The organism is Kitasatospora sp. NBC_00315, from assembly GCF_041435095.1.
GTDB lineage: Bacteria > Actinomycetota > Actinomycetes > Streptomycetales > Streptomycetaceae > Kitasatospora.
In genome coordinates, this window is sequence record NZ_CP108025.1 from 5,412,707 (window position 1) to 5,428,286 (window position 15,580).

Sequence of the window (15,580 nt, forward strand, 5' to 3'; positions counted from 1 at the left end):
ATCTGCTCGAAAGGACGGTCGAACCGCCGGGTGGCCGCCCGCTGCCCGGCAGGCAGGGGAGCTCGACGAGACGGCGTCGCACTGATCTGATCCAGGCCGGCAGGGCCCGGTCGGGGTGGGGCGGGCCCGGCCGGCCTGGGGCGGGGCCGGGCACGACGGGTTGCTGCGGACTCCGCCGGTCGGGCCCGGCTCGGAGGGCTGGTGTCGGGGGCGCGCGGCCGCGTGGGCCGGGAGTGATCGAGCGGTGGGGGTCGGCCAGGGTGGCTGAGAGGCGGTCGAGGGGTGGCTGAATCGACGGAGGGAGCTGTCGATCGATGACAGTCCGATTACGGTCTGTGCCCGGGCTGTTGCGCTGCCGCGCCTCCTGGGTCAAGCTCCAGGGAATCTCTTGTCGTACGGGAGTGCGACTGCCTGGGGGAGGGGCGCGCAAGTGGTTGCTGCGCGCCGCTTCCATTTGCGGTAATTGGTCGTCCGGGAGGCCGCGTCGGTGGGCGGCATCTCCCGCCCGTCGTACTCTGAAAGGAACAGGTCACATACGGTGGTGCTCGGCACAGTCCGGTTTCGTGCCGTGGGCGGGCCTGCTGCCTGGGCAGCGTTCTTTTCCCCTGTCGGCCCATCTCATGCGAAGAGCTTTGAGCCATGGCTGGTTTTGAGTCCTCCCGACCGGTTGGCGCGGATCACGTCGCGCGGATCGTCGGCCTTCCCGTGCCGGAACGGTCGGCGGACGAGCGGTTCAGGGCCGCTCCCGTCGGCGAGGCCGCGAATGACAGGTGGCCGAGGCCCCGTCCGCGGCGTGAGACCGGCAGAGACCGTACGGAGCGAGCCATGACCGATCGCCTGGGGCCGGGGACCGATCGTCCTGGCACACCGGACGCAGCCGGAGCGTCGAACAGGCCCACGACGCAGGAGGACGCCCCTCACCCCTGCGACCCCGTGTTCCAGCACGGTGTGGTGGTGGGTTTCGACGGGTCGCTCTCCAGTGAGCGGGCACTGGCCTACGCCGTGGGCATGGCTCGTCGTTCGCAGTGCGGACTCGTGATCGTGCACGTGGCCAACCGCCTGCCGGCCACCGTCTGGGCCGGGTGCGAGCCTCCTGTCTTCGTCGATCTGCCGGATCACCGGACCGAGGTCATCGGGTTGGAACTGGCGTGCGCGGACTTCCTCTCCGGAGTGCCGTGGATCCTGGTGGAGCGTGGCGGCGACATCTGCCACGAGATCGAGGAGGTCGGACGGGAGTACGCCGCCGACGCGATCGTCGTGGGCAGCACCCACGGGTTGCTGGGGAAGATCTTCGGTTCGGTGTCCGGCCGTCTGGCGCGCCGGGCCAATCGGCCTGTCATCGTCATTCCCTGAATCCGCTTCAGGAGTTTTCCATGGGCCGTCGCCGGCCGCCCCGGAGTGGTTCCTGCGCGTGGTCATGACTCGCGGATCGCGTCAGAGCACGCTGGGACCGGTCCGGACGGGGCGGTGCTGCTCGGTCGGGCAGGGCCGAGCAGCACCGCACTCGTCGTCGTCGAATTCGGGTGACTCGGCGAGGTCGGGCGAGCGGGATGGGCGACTCGCCGTCGGTCGGGGAGGGCTCAGTAGACCATGCCCAGCTCCCGGGCGATGAGCATGCGCTGAACCTCCGACGTACCCTCGCCGATTTCGAGGATCTTGCAGTCGCGCCAGAACCGGGCGACCGGGAATTCGTTCATGAAGCCGTATCCACCGTGGATCTGGGTGGCCTCCCGCGCATTGTCGACGGCCGCCTCGGACGAGTACAGCTTGGCGATCGCGGCCTCCTTCTTGAACGGCTCGGCGTGCAGCAGCCTGGAGGCGGCATCCCGCCAGGCCAGGCGGGAGGTGTGGGCGCGCAGCTCCATGTCGGCGAGCTTGAACTGGATGACCTGGTTGGCACCGATCGGGCGGCCGAAGGCCCGTCGTGCGGCGGCGTAGGTGAGCGACTGGTCGACGCACCCCTGGGCCAGGCCGGTGGCCAGGGCTGCGATGGCGATGCGGCCCTCGTCGAGGATCCGCAGGAACTGGGCGTAGCCGCGGCCGCGCTCGCCCAGCAGGTTGGCCGCGGGGACACGGCAGTCGGTGAAGGAGAGTTCGCGGGTGTCGGACGCGTTCCATCCGACCTTGGAGTACTTCTTCGATACCTGGAAGCCCGGGGTTCCGGTAGGCACGATGATGGAGGAGATCTCCCGCTGTGACGAGAGATCTGAGCCCTCTTCACTCGAACGAGCGATCGGTTCCGTGAGCGCGGTGACCGTCACCAGGCCGGTGACATCCGTGCCGGAGTTGGTGATGAAGCACTTCGTGCCGTTGATGACCCACTCGTCGGTGGCCTCGTCGTACCGGGCCGTGGTGCGGGTGGCGCCGGCGTCGGAGCCGCCTTCGGGTTCGGTGAGGCCGAAGGCGCCGAGGAGTTCCCCGGAGGTCAGCCGGGGCAGCCACTCCCGCTTCTGTTCCTCGGTGCCGTACCGGTAGATGGGCATCGCGCCGAGCGAGACGGCCGCCTCCAGGGTGATCGCCACCGAGGAGTCGACGCGGGCGAGTTCCTCCAGGGCGAGGCAGAGCGCGAAGTAGTCGCCACCCATGCCGCCGTACTCCTCGGGGAACGGCAGCCCGAAGAGTCCCAGGCGCCCCATCTCCTCGACGATCGCGTACGGGAACTCGCCCTGCTCGTAGAACTCGCCGATCTTCGGCGCCACCACGTCCTGGGCGAATTCGGCGACGGTGCGGCGCAGTTCCTCGTACTCGGAATCCAGCCGGTGGTCGAGCATGATGATCCTCCTGGGGCCCGGCCGGGGTGGCCGCGGGCGTGAGTGGATGGCCGGCGCCGGTCGGATGGTGTGACGGGCGCGCCGGTCGGGAGGTGGAGCGGGAACGGGCCGGGCCGGAGCCCGGCTCCGGGCGCGCGCCCGGCCTGGTGGGCCGACACGCGCGGGGCGGGGCCGCCGTCAGGGCCGGCTGCCGGTCAGGGCCTGGACGGTGCGGGACGGGCTGGGCCGGCCCAGCCGCTGGGCCATCCAGGCGCTGGTGGCGACCAGCTCCCGCAGGTCGACCCCGGTCCTGACGCCCAGGCCGTGCAACATCCAGACCAGGTCCTCGGTGGCGAGATTGCCGGTGGCGCTCTTCGCGTACGGGCAGCCGCCGAGGCCGCCCGCGGAGGCGTCCACGGTGGTGATCCCACTGCGCAGGGCCGAGAGCGTGTTGCTCAGCGCCTGGCCGTAGGTGTCGTGGAAGTGCACCGCGAGGCGTCCGACCGGGACGCCGGCCCGGGCGAAGCCGTCCAGCAGAGCGGTTACCTGGGCCGGGGTGGCGACGCCGATGGTGTCCCCGAGGCTGAGCTGGTCGCATCCCATCTCCAGCAGCCGCACGCCGAAGTCGATCACCTGTGAGTGCGGAACCGGCCCCTCCCACGGGTCGCCGAAACACATCGACAGGTAGCCGCGCACCCGCAGCCCGGCTTCGGTGGCCTTGCGTACCACCGGCAGGAACATCGCCATGGCCCCGTCGGCCGAGCGGTTGAGGTTGCGCCGGGCGAAGGTCTCCGTGGCGCTCGCGAACACCGCGATGTCCGTGATCCCGTGGGCCAGCGCGCGCTCCAAGCCGCGCTCGTTGGGGACCAGGACGGGCAGCCGCAGCCCGGGGTGTCGGTCCGGCAGTCCGGCGAGGCGGGGCACCAGCTCCTCGGCGTCGGCGAGCTGCGGCACCCACTTGGGGTGGACGAAGCTGGTGGTCTCCACCGTCCGCAGGCCGGCCGCCGCCAACCGGCCGATGAACTCGGCCTTCACCTCGACGGGGACGAGTGCGCTCTCGTTCTGCAGTCCGTCACGCGGTCCGACCTCGTGGATCCGGACCTCGGCCGGCAGCGCGGTGTCCTGGAAGGGCGCGGGGAGACCCAGGTCGAGGGCGTCGGGCTCGGGGATCGGGGCGTTCACGCCGTCACCCCGGTGGGCAGGTCGGCCGCCACCGCGGCGGTCCCGCCGAGCGCCTGGCTGGGTGCGGCCGGCCCGTCGTCCGGCGTCACGACGACGAGGAGCTCCTCCATCGCCACCGTCGAGCCGGCGACGGCCCTGAGTTCGCCCACGACGCCGTCGTGCGGCGCCGCGATCACGTGCTCCATCTTCATGGCCTCCAGGACGAGCAGGGGCTGACCTCGGCGGACCCGCTCGCCGGTCGAGGTCTTGACGACGGTCACCGTGCCCGGCATCGGGGCGGTCAGCGCACCGTGGTGGGCGCCACCGCCCGCCGCGCGGTCGCCGAGCGGGTCGTACGGATGAGCGGCCCAGGCGTCGCCGTCGATGCCCAGCCAGGTGACCGGCCTTCCGGTGGCGAGACCCGGCGCGTTGTCGGTGGTGTGTGCGAACGTCGTCTGCAAGCCGTCGACGGTGAGGTGCAGCCGCAACCCCTCCCGCACCACCCGGACCTGGTGGATCGGACCGTCGCCGAGCCGAACCTGCAGGTCAGGGCCGAGGGGTGAGGGATTGTCAGTGGCTTCGGCTACGTTGCCCACAGTGACAGCACGGACGCTCACCGCCACCGGGTCATGGCCGGGGATGCGGAGTCGGTGGGTGGTCCAGGCAGGTGTGCCGCCGAGGCGCCAGCCCGAAGGAAGGGAGAAGGGGTCGGTCCAGCCGCCGTTCGTGGCTGACGGGACGAGGTCCAGATGCCGCGTCAGGGCGGCCGCACAGTAGAGGAGGTGCGCCGGAGTGAGGACGGGGCCGACGGGTGAAGCGGTCGTCCCGCCCGGGGCGGCGACGATCGGGGATGCGGGCGAGGTCGTCCCGGCGGCCGGGGCCGCGCCGTCGGACGTGAGCGGTGCATCGGACGGAACCGGGGTGGGCAGGGCGGCCGGGGAGTAGGGAGAGGCCAGCAGCGCGGGGTTCTGCTGGGCTGTCTCCTCGACCAGGCCGGTGTCCAGACGGCCCGCGGCGACCTCGGGGTGTGCGAGCAGTCGTCGCAGGAAGCCCGCGTTGGTCGTGACACCGAGGATCCGGGTGTCCGCGAGCGCGGCGCGCAGCCTGCGCAGCGCGGTCGGGCGGTCGGGTCCGTAAGCGATCACCTTGGCCAGCAGGGGGTCGTAGGCACTGGTGATGACCGTGCCCGGGCCGACGCCCGAGTCGACCCGGATGCCTTCGCCGTGGGGCTCCTCCAGAAGAAGAATGCGGCCGCCGGTAGGCAGGAAGTCCCGCTCCGGGTCCTCGGCGCAGATCCGGGCCTCGATGGCATGACCGAGAAAGGAGACGTCCGACTGACCGAACGGGAGGGCCTCGCCGGCGGCGATCCGAAGCTGCCATTCGACCAGGTCCAGCCGCACCGGACCAGCCGTGCCGGGGCCGATGGCGATGGCGAGTTCGGTGACGGGGTGTTCCACCTGAAGCCGGGTGTTCATCTCCATGAAGAAGAAGTCCAGGACGCCGGCCGGCGGCTCGGGGAGCTCGGGGTCGAGGCCGGGGACGATGAACTCCACGGTGCCGGCTCCGGTGTAGCCGCAGGCCTCGGCCGCCCGGACGGCCGCCGCGCCCATCGCGGCCCGGGTCTCGGCGTTGAGCAGAACGGAGGGTGCCTCTTCGATCAGTTTCTGGTGGCGGCGCTGCAGGCTGCACTCGCGCTCACCGAGGTGGACGGTGTTGCCGTGGGCGTCGGCGAGTACCTGCACCTCGATGTGCCGGGGGCGGTCGATCCACCGTTCGAGCAGCAGTGTGTCGTCACCGAAGGAGGTACGGGCGATACGGCGGGCGGCGTCGATCTCGGTCGGGAGATCCGCCGGGTCGCGTACCAGCCGCATGCCCTTGCCGCCGCCACCGGCCGAGGGCTTGAGCAGGATGGGGTAGCCGATCCCGGTGGCGGCCGCGGCGAGCTCCGCGTCGGTCGGCGCGCTGTCCTGGCTGCCTGGTACCACCGGAACACCGGCGGTCCGCACAGCCTCCTTGGCGTTGATCTTGTCGCCCATCAGCTCGACGGCCGTGGGAGGAGGGCCGATGAACGACAGGCCGGCATCGGCGCAGGCACGGGCGAAGGAGGCGTTCTCGGCGAGGAAGCCGTAGCCGGGGTGCACGGCCGTCGCGCCGGTCCGCAGAGCGGCGGCGAGGATCTGGTCGGTCCGCAGGTACGTCTCGGCCGCGGAGCTGTCACTCCGGTCGGCCGGGCCGAGCCGCACCGCGACATCGGCTTCACGGACGTGCGGCGCGTCGGCGTCAGCGTCGCTGTACACGGCGACCGAGCGCATGCCGAGCCGCCGGAGGGTGCGGATCACCCGGACGGCGATCTCGCCACGGTTGGCGACCAGAACTGTGTCGAACATGGGAGGTGTTCCTCCGGGTCGAGGGGAGCCGTACGAGGCGGTGGTCGGTACGACGGGGGCCGTACGAGCACCCGTATCGAGGAAATGCGTCGAGGAAATGCGTCGAGGAGGTGCGGCGAGGAGGTGTGGCGAGCGAGCGAGAGCCAGGGCGTCGGCCGCACGGGACGAGGACCGGTCCGCCTCCGAGTGCCGCGGGGGCGACCGCGGCGGCCCGGTCCTCGCCGGACGCCGGACCCCCGTGCGGGGGCGGGAGCCACCGACCGGCGGAGTTCGTTACCGACCGTGTCCCCGTACCGACCGTTCCCCGTACCGACCGTGTCCCCGTGCTGACCGTTCCCCTGCCGACCGTTCCGGAGCGGCCGGGCCCCGGAGCGGGGGGACCCCGGATCGGCGGGGTCCCGAGCTGGGGGCCGACGAATCGGAGCGGCGTCCGGTCGGGAGGGCGGGGCTGCCGGTCACATCCGGAAGACCCCGTACGGGCCGGGAGCCGGTAGCGGTGCGTTGGCACAGGCGGTGAGCGCGAGGCCGAGCACGGTCCTGGTGTCCATCGGGTCGATGACCCCGTCGTCCCAGAGCCGGGCGGTGGCGTAGTACGCGTTGCCCTGCCGCTCGTACTGCTCCCGGACGGGCCGCTTGAAGTCCTCTTCGGCCTCGGCGGCCCAGGGCTCGCCACCCTGGGCGTCCAGTTGGTCGCGGCGCACCGTGGCCAGGACGGATGCCGCCTGTTCGCCACCCATCACGGAGATCTTGGCCCCGGGCCACATCCACAGGAAACGAGGTGAGTACGCCCGCCCGCACATCGAGTAGTTGCCGGCTCCGTAGGAGCCGCCGATCACCACGGTCAGCTTGGGGACCCGCGTGCAGGCCACCGCGTTGACCATCTTCGCGCCGTGCTTGGCGATGCCGCCGGCCTCGTACTGGCGGCCCACCATGAAACCGGTGATGTTCTGCAGAAACAGGAGGGGAATGCCGCGCTGGTCGCACAGTTCGATGAAGTGGGCACCCTTGAGGGCCGACTCGGAGAACAGCACGCCGTTGTTGGCGACGATTCCGACCGGGTGGCCGTGGATCCGGGCGAAGCCGGTCACCAGGGTGGCACCGTACTCGGCCTTGAACTCGGCGAACCGACTGCCGTCGACCAACCGGGCGATGACCTCGCGAACGTCGTACGGCGTGCGCGGATCCACCGGCACGGCCCCGTACAGTCCGGCGGGGTCCACCGCCGGCGCCTCGGCCGGCGCGAGCTGCCAGGGGCGGGCCGCCCGCGGACCGAGTCCCGCCACGATCGTCCGCACGATGGAGAGCGCATGGGCGTCGTCCTCGGCCAGGTGGTCCGTCACGCCCGAGGTCCGGGAGTGCAGGTCACCACCGCCCAGCTCCTCGGCGGTGACCACTTCGCCGGTCGCCGCCTTCACCAGCGGCGGGCCGCCGAGGAAGATGGTGCCCTGCTCGCGGACGATCACCGCCTGGTCGCTCATCGCCGGGACGTAGGCACCGCCGGCGGTGCACGACCCGAGTACCGCCGCGATCTGAGGGATTCCGGCGGCGGACAGCCGGGCCTGGTTGTAGAAGATCCGCCCGAAGTGGTCGCGGTCGGGGAACACCTCGTCCTGCATCGGGAGGAAGGCACCGCCGGAGTCCACCAGGTAGATGCAGGGCAGCCGGTTCTCCAGCGCCACCTCCTGGGCCCGCAGGTGCTTCTTCACCGTCATCGGGTAGTACGTGCCGCCCTTGACCGTGGCGTCGTTGGCCACGACCACGACCTCGCGGCCGGCCACGCGGCCGATGCCCGCGATGACTCCGGCGGCGGGCGCCGTCCCGTCGTACATCCCGTCGGCGGCCAGTGGGGCCAGTTCGAGGAAGGGCGAGGCGGGGTCGAGCAGGGTGTCCACCCGGTCGCGGGGAAGCAGCTTGCCGCGTGCGGTGTGCCGCGCGCGCGCCCTGGCGCCACCGCCGAGCGCGGCGGTGGCGAGCTTGTCGCGCAGCTCGGTGACCAGTGCCCGGTGGGCGGCCGTGTTCGACCGGAAGTCGGCTGAGCCGGGGTCGGCACCCGTACCCAGTCGAGGGGCGGGCGCTGCCGCAGCGGGCGCCGTGCCGCCGCCGTACGGGGCGGTGGCGCCGGATCCGTCCGTCGCACCGGTGCCGTACGCCTGTGTACGGCTCGCACCGCCCTGCCCACCCGGCGCCGCCGTGGATGGGCGCGCGCTCGGGCCGGCGGTCGGGCCGCCGAAAGCGCCGGTCGGTGGACCGACGGTTGAGAAGACCATCCCAAGAGCTCCCTTGCCCTCGGAACAAGGTGGGCGGCAGGGCAGGATGAGCCCGCCGCCCCCAAGTTAATGAGCGTTAACTCCTGCGGCCAGGTTAACGCTCGATAACCCGACTGTCTACGATGGGCAGCATGTCGAATGTCCCAGCCGCCTCTGCGCTCCCACGCCGTGACCAGATCCGTAAGGAGGCCGCGCGCCTGTTCGCCGCGCGGGGTTTCCTGGGTGTGGGGGTGGACGAGATCGGCAAGGCGGTCGGCATCAGCGGCCCGGGCCTGTACAGGCACTTCGCCGGCAAGGACGCGATGCTCGCGGACCTGCTGGTCGGCATCAGCGAGCGGCTGCTGGACGAGGGACGCCGGAGGGCGGGCGACGCGACCGCCGGCGGGGGTGCGGAGGGCGTCCTGAACGCACTGATCAGCGGTCACGTGGAGTTCGCCCTCGACGACCGCGACCTGATCACCCTGCACGACCGCGAGCTGCTGCACCTCAAGGAGGAGGACCGCCGCCGGGTCCGGCGCCTGCAGCGGGGCTACGTCGAGCTGTGGGTCGACGTCGTCCGCGAGGCCTTTCCCGCGCTGGCCGGCCCGGACGAGGAGCCGGTCGCCCGCGCCGCCGTGCACGCGGTCTTCGGCCTGCTCAACTCCACACCGCACAGCCTCGGCCCGAACCTCCCGCAGGGTGAGCGGGCGGGGCTGCCCCGGGACGGCATGGCGGCCCTGCTGCACAGCCTCGCCCAGGGGGCTTTCTCTGCCGCTGCCCAAGCGGCGGCGAGTTCGGCGGCGGGCGCGGTGGGGCTGCCCCACGAGACCACGACCGCCGCGGAGGAGGGGCTCGGCCCGGCCGGGGGCTGATGTTCGTCCCGTCCGCCTCCTGGGCCTGCGGCAATCCTTGGCGGACAGCCGGACAGCCGGACAGCCGGACAGCCGGACAGCCGGACAGCCGGACAGCCGGACAGCCGGACAGCCGGACAGCCGGGTGGACGGGCGGACGGGCGGACGGGCGGACGGCAGGGCCGCCGGGCGGACGGCAGGGCGACGGCAGGGCGCTGGGCAGGCAGACGGCAGGACGGGCATAAGGGGCAGGACGGGTAGGACGGGCAGCCAGGCTGCCGAGTCGGGTTCGCGAGAGCGTTGGGAGCGTCGCGGTCGGCCGGGCCTAGGACCATCGACGGTCCGGCGGGGGCCGCCGGGCGGGTGCGCGGGCCGACGTGCATCGTCCACGCTGATAGGGAGCCGGTCGGCCGGAGGAATCACCGCCGGCCGAGCACTGTTGGTGCGTTCGTCGGTTGGTGCTGGGCCGGTACCCCTGGTGCGGCTGGTACTCATGGTGCTGCTGGTGCGTCCCGGGTCGGACCGTACGCGGACTCCGGTGCCATGGCGGACCGGCCGCGGCGGCGGGCCCGCCGCGACCGGTGGTGGCAACCGTCGGATGCCACCGAGGCGGGCTCGCGGTCGGCCAAGTCGGCTCGGCCGGCATCGCTTGGACGTCTACGCGACAGAATGGTTAGTATCCCTAAATATGTCTGAGACTCACGGATCCACGGCGGAGCTACCCCGGGGCGGCAGTGCCCACGGGGAAGGTGGCGACCGCGCGCCCGCCGAATCGTCCGTCCGGCCCGACGCGGTCGGGCCCGGTTCAGGCAGTGCCGAAACCGCGACCGCGTCGCCCCCGGCCGACCCCGCCCCGGCCGACCCCGCTGCCGGCGGCCACGCCGCCTCCGGGCACCCCGGCACTCCCGGGGCGACCGGAGCTCCTGGTACGTCCAGCACTCCCGGCGCTCCCGAGGCCGAGCAGGGCTGGCTCCGCAGGCTGGTCGGCTACTGCTGGCGCTACCGCCGCAGTGTGCTGCTCGCGTTCGGCGCCTCGCTCGTCGGCATGACCGTCACGGCGCTCGTCCCGCTGATCACCAAGCTGATCATCGATGACGTGATCACCGCGCACACCCGCTCGCTGGGACCGTGGGCGGCAGCCCTGCTGCTCGCGGCGGCGGTCGTCTTCGGGTGCACCCAGATTCGCCGCTACTACGGCGGACAGCTGGCTCTGGACGTCCAGCACGACCTGCGGAGCGACCTCTTCCGCTCGCTCGGCCGGCTCGACGGGCACCGCCAGGACCGCCTGGACACCGGCCAGGTGGTGGGCCGGGCGACCTCCGACCTTCAGTTGATCAACGGCCTGCTCTCCATGCTGCCGATGATGACCGGCTACCTGGTCATGTTCGTGATGTCCTTCGCCGTGATGCTCTGGCTGTCACTGCCGTTGACCCTGATCGCGCTGGTGATGGGGCCGGCCCTGTGGTGGGTCTCTCAGCTCAGCCGCAAGCGGCTCTTCCCGGCGACCTGGGCCGCCCAGCAGGAGGCCGCCGCCGTCGCCGGTGTGGTGGACGAGGCGGTCGGCGGCGTCCGGGTGGTGAAGGGCTTCGGGCAGGAGGCCCAGGAACTCGGCAAGCTGGAGGCCGCCTCACGCGACCTCTTCGGCGCGCGGCTGCGCTCGATCCGGCTCACCAGTCGCTACAACCCCCTGATGCAGGCCGTTCCGGCGCTCGCCCAGGTCGCGGTGCTGGCCTTCGGCGGCTGGCTGGCGGTGGAAGGCCAGGTCTCGCTGGGGACCTTCGTCGCCTTCTCGACCTATGTCGCGCAGATGACCGGTCCGGTACGCATGCTCACCATGGTCATCACCGTCGGGCAGCAGGCCCAGGCCGGTGTCGAGCGGGTGCTCCAGCTGATCGACGAACGCCCGCTGGTCCAGGAACGGCCGGACGCCGTCACCCTTGATCCGGCGGACCCCGCCGGTGCCGGTCACCCCGCCGGTGCCGGTCACCCCGCCGGTCCGGCTCAGGCAGCCGACCCCGCTGGAGCGGCCGACCACGCCGACCACGCCGACCCCACTGCCCCCGCCGGTGCGGCCGCCCCCGCCGACACCACCGGCCCCGCCGGTGCGGCCCACCAGGCGCAGGGTGCGGCTCGCGCGACCACCCCCGCGCTGGAGTTCGACGAGGTCGACTTCCGTTACGACCCCGAGCACCCCACTCCCGTCCTGCACGGGCTCAGCCTCAGCCTCGCCCCGGGCGAGACGCTGGCGCTGGTGGGCTCGTCCGGCTCGGGCAAGTCCACCGTCGCGCAGCTCGTGCCCCGCTTCTACGACCCCACGGCCGGCGCCGTCCGCCTGTACGGGCACGACCTGCGTGATCTCACACTCGACTCGGTGCGTGCGGCGGTCGGCATCGTGCCGGAGGAGAGCTTCCTCTTCTCCGAGACCGTCCGAACCAACATCGCCTACGGGCGGCCGGACGCGACCGACGAGCAGATCGAGGCAGCCGCCCGGGCCGCCCAGGCCGACGGGTTCATCCGGGACCTCCCCGAGGGCTACGAGACCAAGGTCGGCGAGCAGGGCCTCACCCTCTCCGGCGGACAGCGCCAGCGCGTCGCTCTTGCCCGGGCGATCCTGACCGACCCGCGGATCCTGCTGCTGGACGACGCGACCTCGGCGGTCGACCCCCGGATCGAGGCGGAGATCCACGACGCGCTGCGGTCGGTGATGTCCGGTCGGACCACGCTGATCATCGCGCACCGCCGCTCCACGCTGCAGCTGGCCGACCGGATCGCCGTGCTCGACCACGGCCGGCTGATCGACATCGGGACGCACGAGGAGCTCGACGGCCGATGTCCCCGCTACCGGGCCCTGATCTCCGACCACGAGGCCGGCCGGAAGACGGCCGACGGCACAGACCTCCTCCCGGACGTATCTCCGGACGGCTCCCCGGACACCTCTCCGGCTGCCTCCCCGAACGCTGCGCCGACCCTTACGGCGGCCCCGGCCGCGAGCCCCGGCGCCGCCCCCGCCGGGATCTCCGCCGGGATCTCCACCGGTGGCTCCCCCACAGGGGAGATCGAGCGGGAAGCCGGGGCGGAGACCGCACCTCCCGGCACCGAGGCGGTACCGGCTCCGGCCACCGCCGCGACGAAGGCACTCGCCCGGGCCGCCCGCACCGCCGGTCCGGACCTGCTGGCCAAGGTGGCCGCACTGCCGCCCGCGACCGACACCCCCGATGTGGCACTCGCCGATGCCGAGACCGGTGACCCCGACTTCAGCCTTCGCCGCCTCCTGGCCCCGTTCCGTCGTCCACTCGCCGTCGCCCTGCTGCTGGTGGCGCTGGACGCGGGCGCCGGCCTGGTGCTGCCGATCCTCATCCGGCACGGCATCGACGACGGCGTGAGCAAGGCCGCGTTGGGAGGTGTCGCCGTCGCCGCGCTGGCCGCGCTGGTGGTGGTCGTCCTGGACTGGGGTGTCCAGGCCACCGAGAACCGGGTCAGTGGCCGTACCGGCGAGCGCGTGCTCTACACCCTGCGGATCAAGATCTTCGCGCACCTCAACCGGCTCGGTCTCGACTACTACGAGCGCGAGCTCTCCGGCCGCATCCTCACCCGGATGACCACCGACCTCGACTCGTTGACGAGTTTCCTGCAGACCGGTGTCGTCACGGCCGTGGTCAGCCTGCTGACCTTCTTCGGGATCTTCGCCGCCCTTCTGATCATCGACCCGGGCCTGGCCCTGGTGGTCTTCGCGGTGCTCCCGTTCCTGGTCGTCGCGACGTTGATCTTCCGCCGGAAGTCCACCGCGCAGTACGAGATCTCCCGGGATCTGATCAGCACGGTCAACGCCGATCTGCAGGAGAACGTCGCGGGCATGCGGATCGTCCAGGCGTTCCGCCGTCAGGGCACCAACACCACCCGCTTCGTCTCCCGCGGCATCGCGTACCGGGACGCCCGGGTGCGGGCTCAGCTCTACATCTCGATCTACTTCCCGTTCGTCCAGTTCCTCTCCAGCGTGGCGGCCGCGCTGGTGCTGATCGCGGGCGCCGACCGGGTCACCTCGGGCACTCTCACGGTGGGTGCGCTGGTCGCGTACCTGCTGTACATCGACCTGTTCTTCGCGCCGGTGAACCAGTTGTCCCAGGTCTTCGACGGCTACCAGCAGGCGGCCGTCGGTCTCGGCCGGATCCGCGAGCTGCTGCGCACGCCCACCAGCACCGTCGCCGCAGTCGACCCGGTGCCGGTGACCGGGCTGCGCGGCGAGATCGACTTCGTCGGTGTGGGTTTCGCCTACAACGGGGGCGGGCCCGGCAACCCGGAGGTGCTGTCCGGGGTCGACCTGCACATCCCGGCCGGCCAGACGGTGGCGCTGGTCGGTGAGACGGGCGCCGGAAAGTCGACGCTGGTCAAGCTGGTGGCCCGGTTCTACGACGCGACCGGCGGGACCGTCCGCGTCGACGGCGTCGACATCACCCGGTACGACCTGGCCGAGTACCGGCACCGGCTCGGCGTCGTTCCGCAGGAGGCGTACCTCTTCGCGGGTACGGTGCGCGAGGCGATCGCGTACGGGCGGCCCTCCGCCACGGACGCAGAGGTGCGCGCGGCGGCCCGGGCGGTCGGCGCGGACGACATGATCATGGGTCTCCGGGGCGGCTACGACCACGAGGTCTCCGGGCGCGGGCGCAACCTCTCGGCCGGCCAGCGCCAGCTGATCGCGCTGGCCCGGGCCGAACTGGTGGACCCGGACGTGCTGCTCCTCGACGAGGCCACCGCCGCGCTCGACCTGGCCACCGAGGCCGCGGTCAACCACGCTGCCGACCGGCTCAGTGGAGGCCGTACCACCCTGGTCATCGCCCACCGGCTGACCACTGCGGAGCGCGCCGACCGGGTCGTCGTCCTGGACCACGGACGGGTCGTCGAGGACGGCACCCACGCGGAGCTGCTCACTCGGGACGGCGTGTACGCCAGGCTCTGGGCGGCGTTCGTCGCCGACGGTCACCCGGCCCCTGTTCCCGAGCCCCAACCGGTCGGTCGCTAGTCGGTTCGGTCGGCGCCCCGTCGCCCGACCGTCGGCGCGGGCCCGTCCGCCTGCCCGCCTGTTCGTCCGTCCACCTGTCCGCCTGTTCGTCCGTCCGTCCACCCGGCCCGTCCATCGGTCGGGTGGACGGCGGCCCGGCCGGGCGGGTCAGGCGGTGGCCAGCGAACTCAGCAGTACGGTCGCGTCCACGCTCGACGGCAGGCCGCTGACCTGGCCGTCGCCGACCTCCACCACGCGCCAGCCGCTGCCGTCCGCACGGTGCGCAAGGTCGGTGGTGACGAAGCGGCAGCCGAGGGCGCGCACCAGCGGCCGGACCTCGGAGAGATCGGGCTCCGGCGTGAGGTCGGGCGTGTCCGGGTGGGGCCCGACCAGGACCGGTTCGCCGTCCAGCCACCAGACCCGGGCCTCGTTCGCCCGGCCGTCCTCCGTCCTCGTGTACTCCTCGAAGCGCCGCAGGACCACGCCGCCCGCCAGGAATTCGGCCTGCAGCTCCACGAACCGCGCCACCACCCGCTCCAGCGCGGGAAGGTCCCCCAGGTCGGGGACGAAACAGGCCTCCGCCCACTCGTGCTTGCGCGACTTCACGTAGTCCTTGACGATCGCCGGCCCGCCGCCGCCGAGCCTGGCTGCGGCGGCCGCCAGCGCTCCGTGAGCGGGCGCCGGCCCGGGAGCGCCGGGCGACAGGTCGACCGGGAGCCACACGCTGGTTGGCGTCGCGCCGTCGAAGGCCGGGTACCAGCCGGGGAGTTCATGTGCCGACGCGTACCCGGCGGGGGTGGTGAGCAGGCCGCCGCCGCGTGCGTCGAGGGCGCTCGCGAGCCGCTCGTAGGCCGAGGTCGGGATCATCCACCCCCGGTACCAGAGCGGGCCGATGCCGACCGGTACCCGGCGCAGGGCCTCGGAGCCCTCCCCGGCGAGCAGCGCGTCGTGGTCGATCAGGGCGTACTCCCCGCCGAGCTCCCGCCACCGGCGAGCCTCGCCGGCGAAGTGCGGATCCGGCCGACGGAGGGTCAGCGGGTCGGCAGGGAAAAGCATCGCGGGGACGGTCATGAAGATCAGCGTACGGAACAGGGGCGTGCTGACCGGGCCCGCCGGACGATCCGAGGGCCCGGTCCGCGGAAGGCCCTCGCCCACCCCCCGAGGCCGCCGGGAATCGTGCTCGACCTCC

At 72.4% G+C, this 15,580-nt stretch carries 8 protein-coding genes; 3 read left to right on the forward strand and 5 right to left on the reverse strand.

The window, feature by feature from the left end:
* Window positions 1-825: 825 nt before the first annotated feature.
* Window positions 826-1,353, forward strand: coding sequence for a universal stress protein (locus tag OG823_RS22520; protein ID WP_371481416.1), 528 nt, complete (start codon window positions 826-828; stop codon window positions 1,351-1,353).
* A gap of 227 nt (window positions 1,354-1,580) precedes the next feature.
* Here OG823_RS22520 and OG823_RS22525 read toward each other — a convergent pair whose 3' ends face one another.
* The 4 genes from OG823_RS22525 to OG823_RS22540 form a co-directional block, all read right to left on the reverse strand.
* The gene (locus OG823_RS22525) at window positions 1,581-2,771 is read right to left on the reverse strand and encodes an acyl-CoA dehydrogenase family protein (protein ID WP_371481417.1); all 1,191 of its coding nucleotides are present in this window, start codon (window positions 2,769-2,771) and stop codon (window positions 1,581-1,583) included.
* A 177-nt stretch (window positions 2,772-2,948) separates the two neighbouring features.
* Window positions 2,949-3,932, reverse strand: a complete 984-nt coding sequence (locus tag OG823_RS22530) for a hydroxymethylglutaryl-CoA lyase (RefSeq protein WP_371481418.1) — start codon at window positions 3,930-3,932, stop codon at window positions 2,949-2,951.
* Window positions 3,929-6,298, reverse strand: a complete 2,370-nt coding sequence (locus OG823_RS22535) for a biotin carboxylase N-terminal domain-containing protein (RefSeq protein ID WP_371481419.1) — start codon at window positions 6,296-6,298, stop codon at window positions 3,929-3,931. Before OG823_RS22535 ends, OG823_RS22530 begins: the two co-directional genes overlap by 4 nt.
* Window positions 6,299-6,753: 455 nt before the next feature.
* Window positions 6,754-8,565 carry a carboxyl transferase domain-containing protein gene (locus OG823_RS22540; RefSeq protein WP_371481420.1) on the reverse strand — a complete coding sequence of 604 codons (1,812 nt, stop codon included), beginning with the start codon at window positions 8,563-8,565 and terminating at the stop codon, window positions 6,754-6,756.
* Window positions 8,566-8,687: 122 nt separating this feature from the next.
* Between OG823_RS22540 and OG823_RS22545 the strand changes: the two genes are divergently transcribed.
* Window positions 8,688-9,416 carry a TetR/AcrR family transcriptional regulator gene (locus tag OG823_RS22545; RefSeq protein WP_371481421.1) on the forward strand — a complete coding sequence of 243 codons (729 nt, stop codon included), beginning with the start codon at window positions 8,688-8,690 and terminating at the stop codon, window positions 9,414-9,416.
* 667 nt (window positions 9,417-10,083) lie between these two features.
* Window positions 10,084-14,412, forward strand: a complete 4,329-nt coding sequence (locus OG823_RS22550) for an ABC transporter ATP-binding protein (protein WP_371481422.1) — start codon at window positions 10,084-10,086, stop codon at window positions 14,410-14,412.
* Between the two features lie 147 nt (window positions 14,413-14,559).
* Here OG823_RS22550 and OG823_RS22555 read toward each other — a convergent pair whose 3' ends face one another.
* Entirely contained in the window at window positions 14,560-15,462 is a 903-nt protein-coding gene (locus OG823_RS22555; protein ID WP_371481423.1) for an ATP-grasp domain-containing protein, read from the reverse strand.
* Window positions 15,463-15,580: the final 118 nt, after the last annotated feature.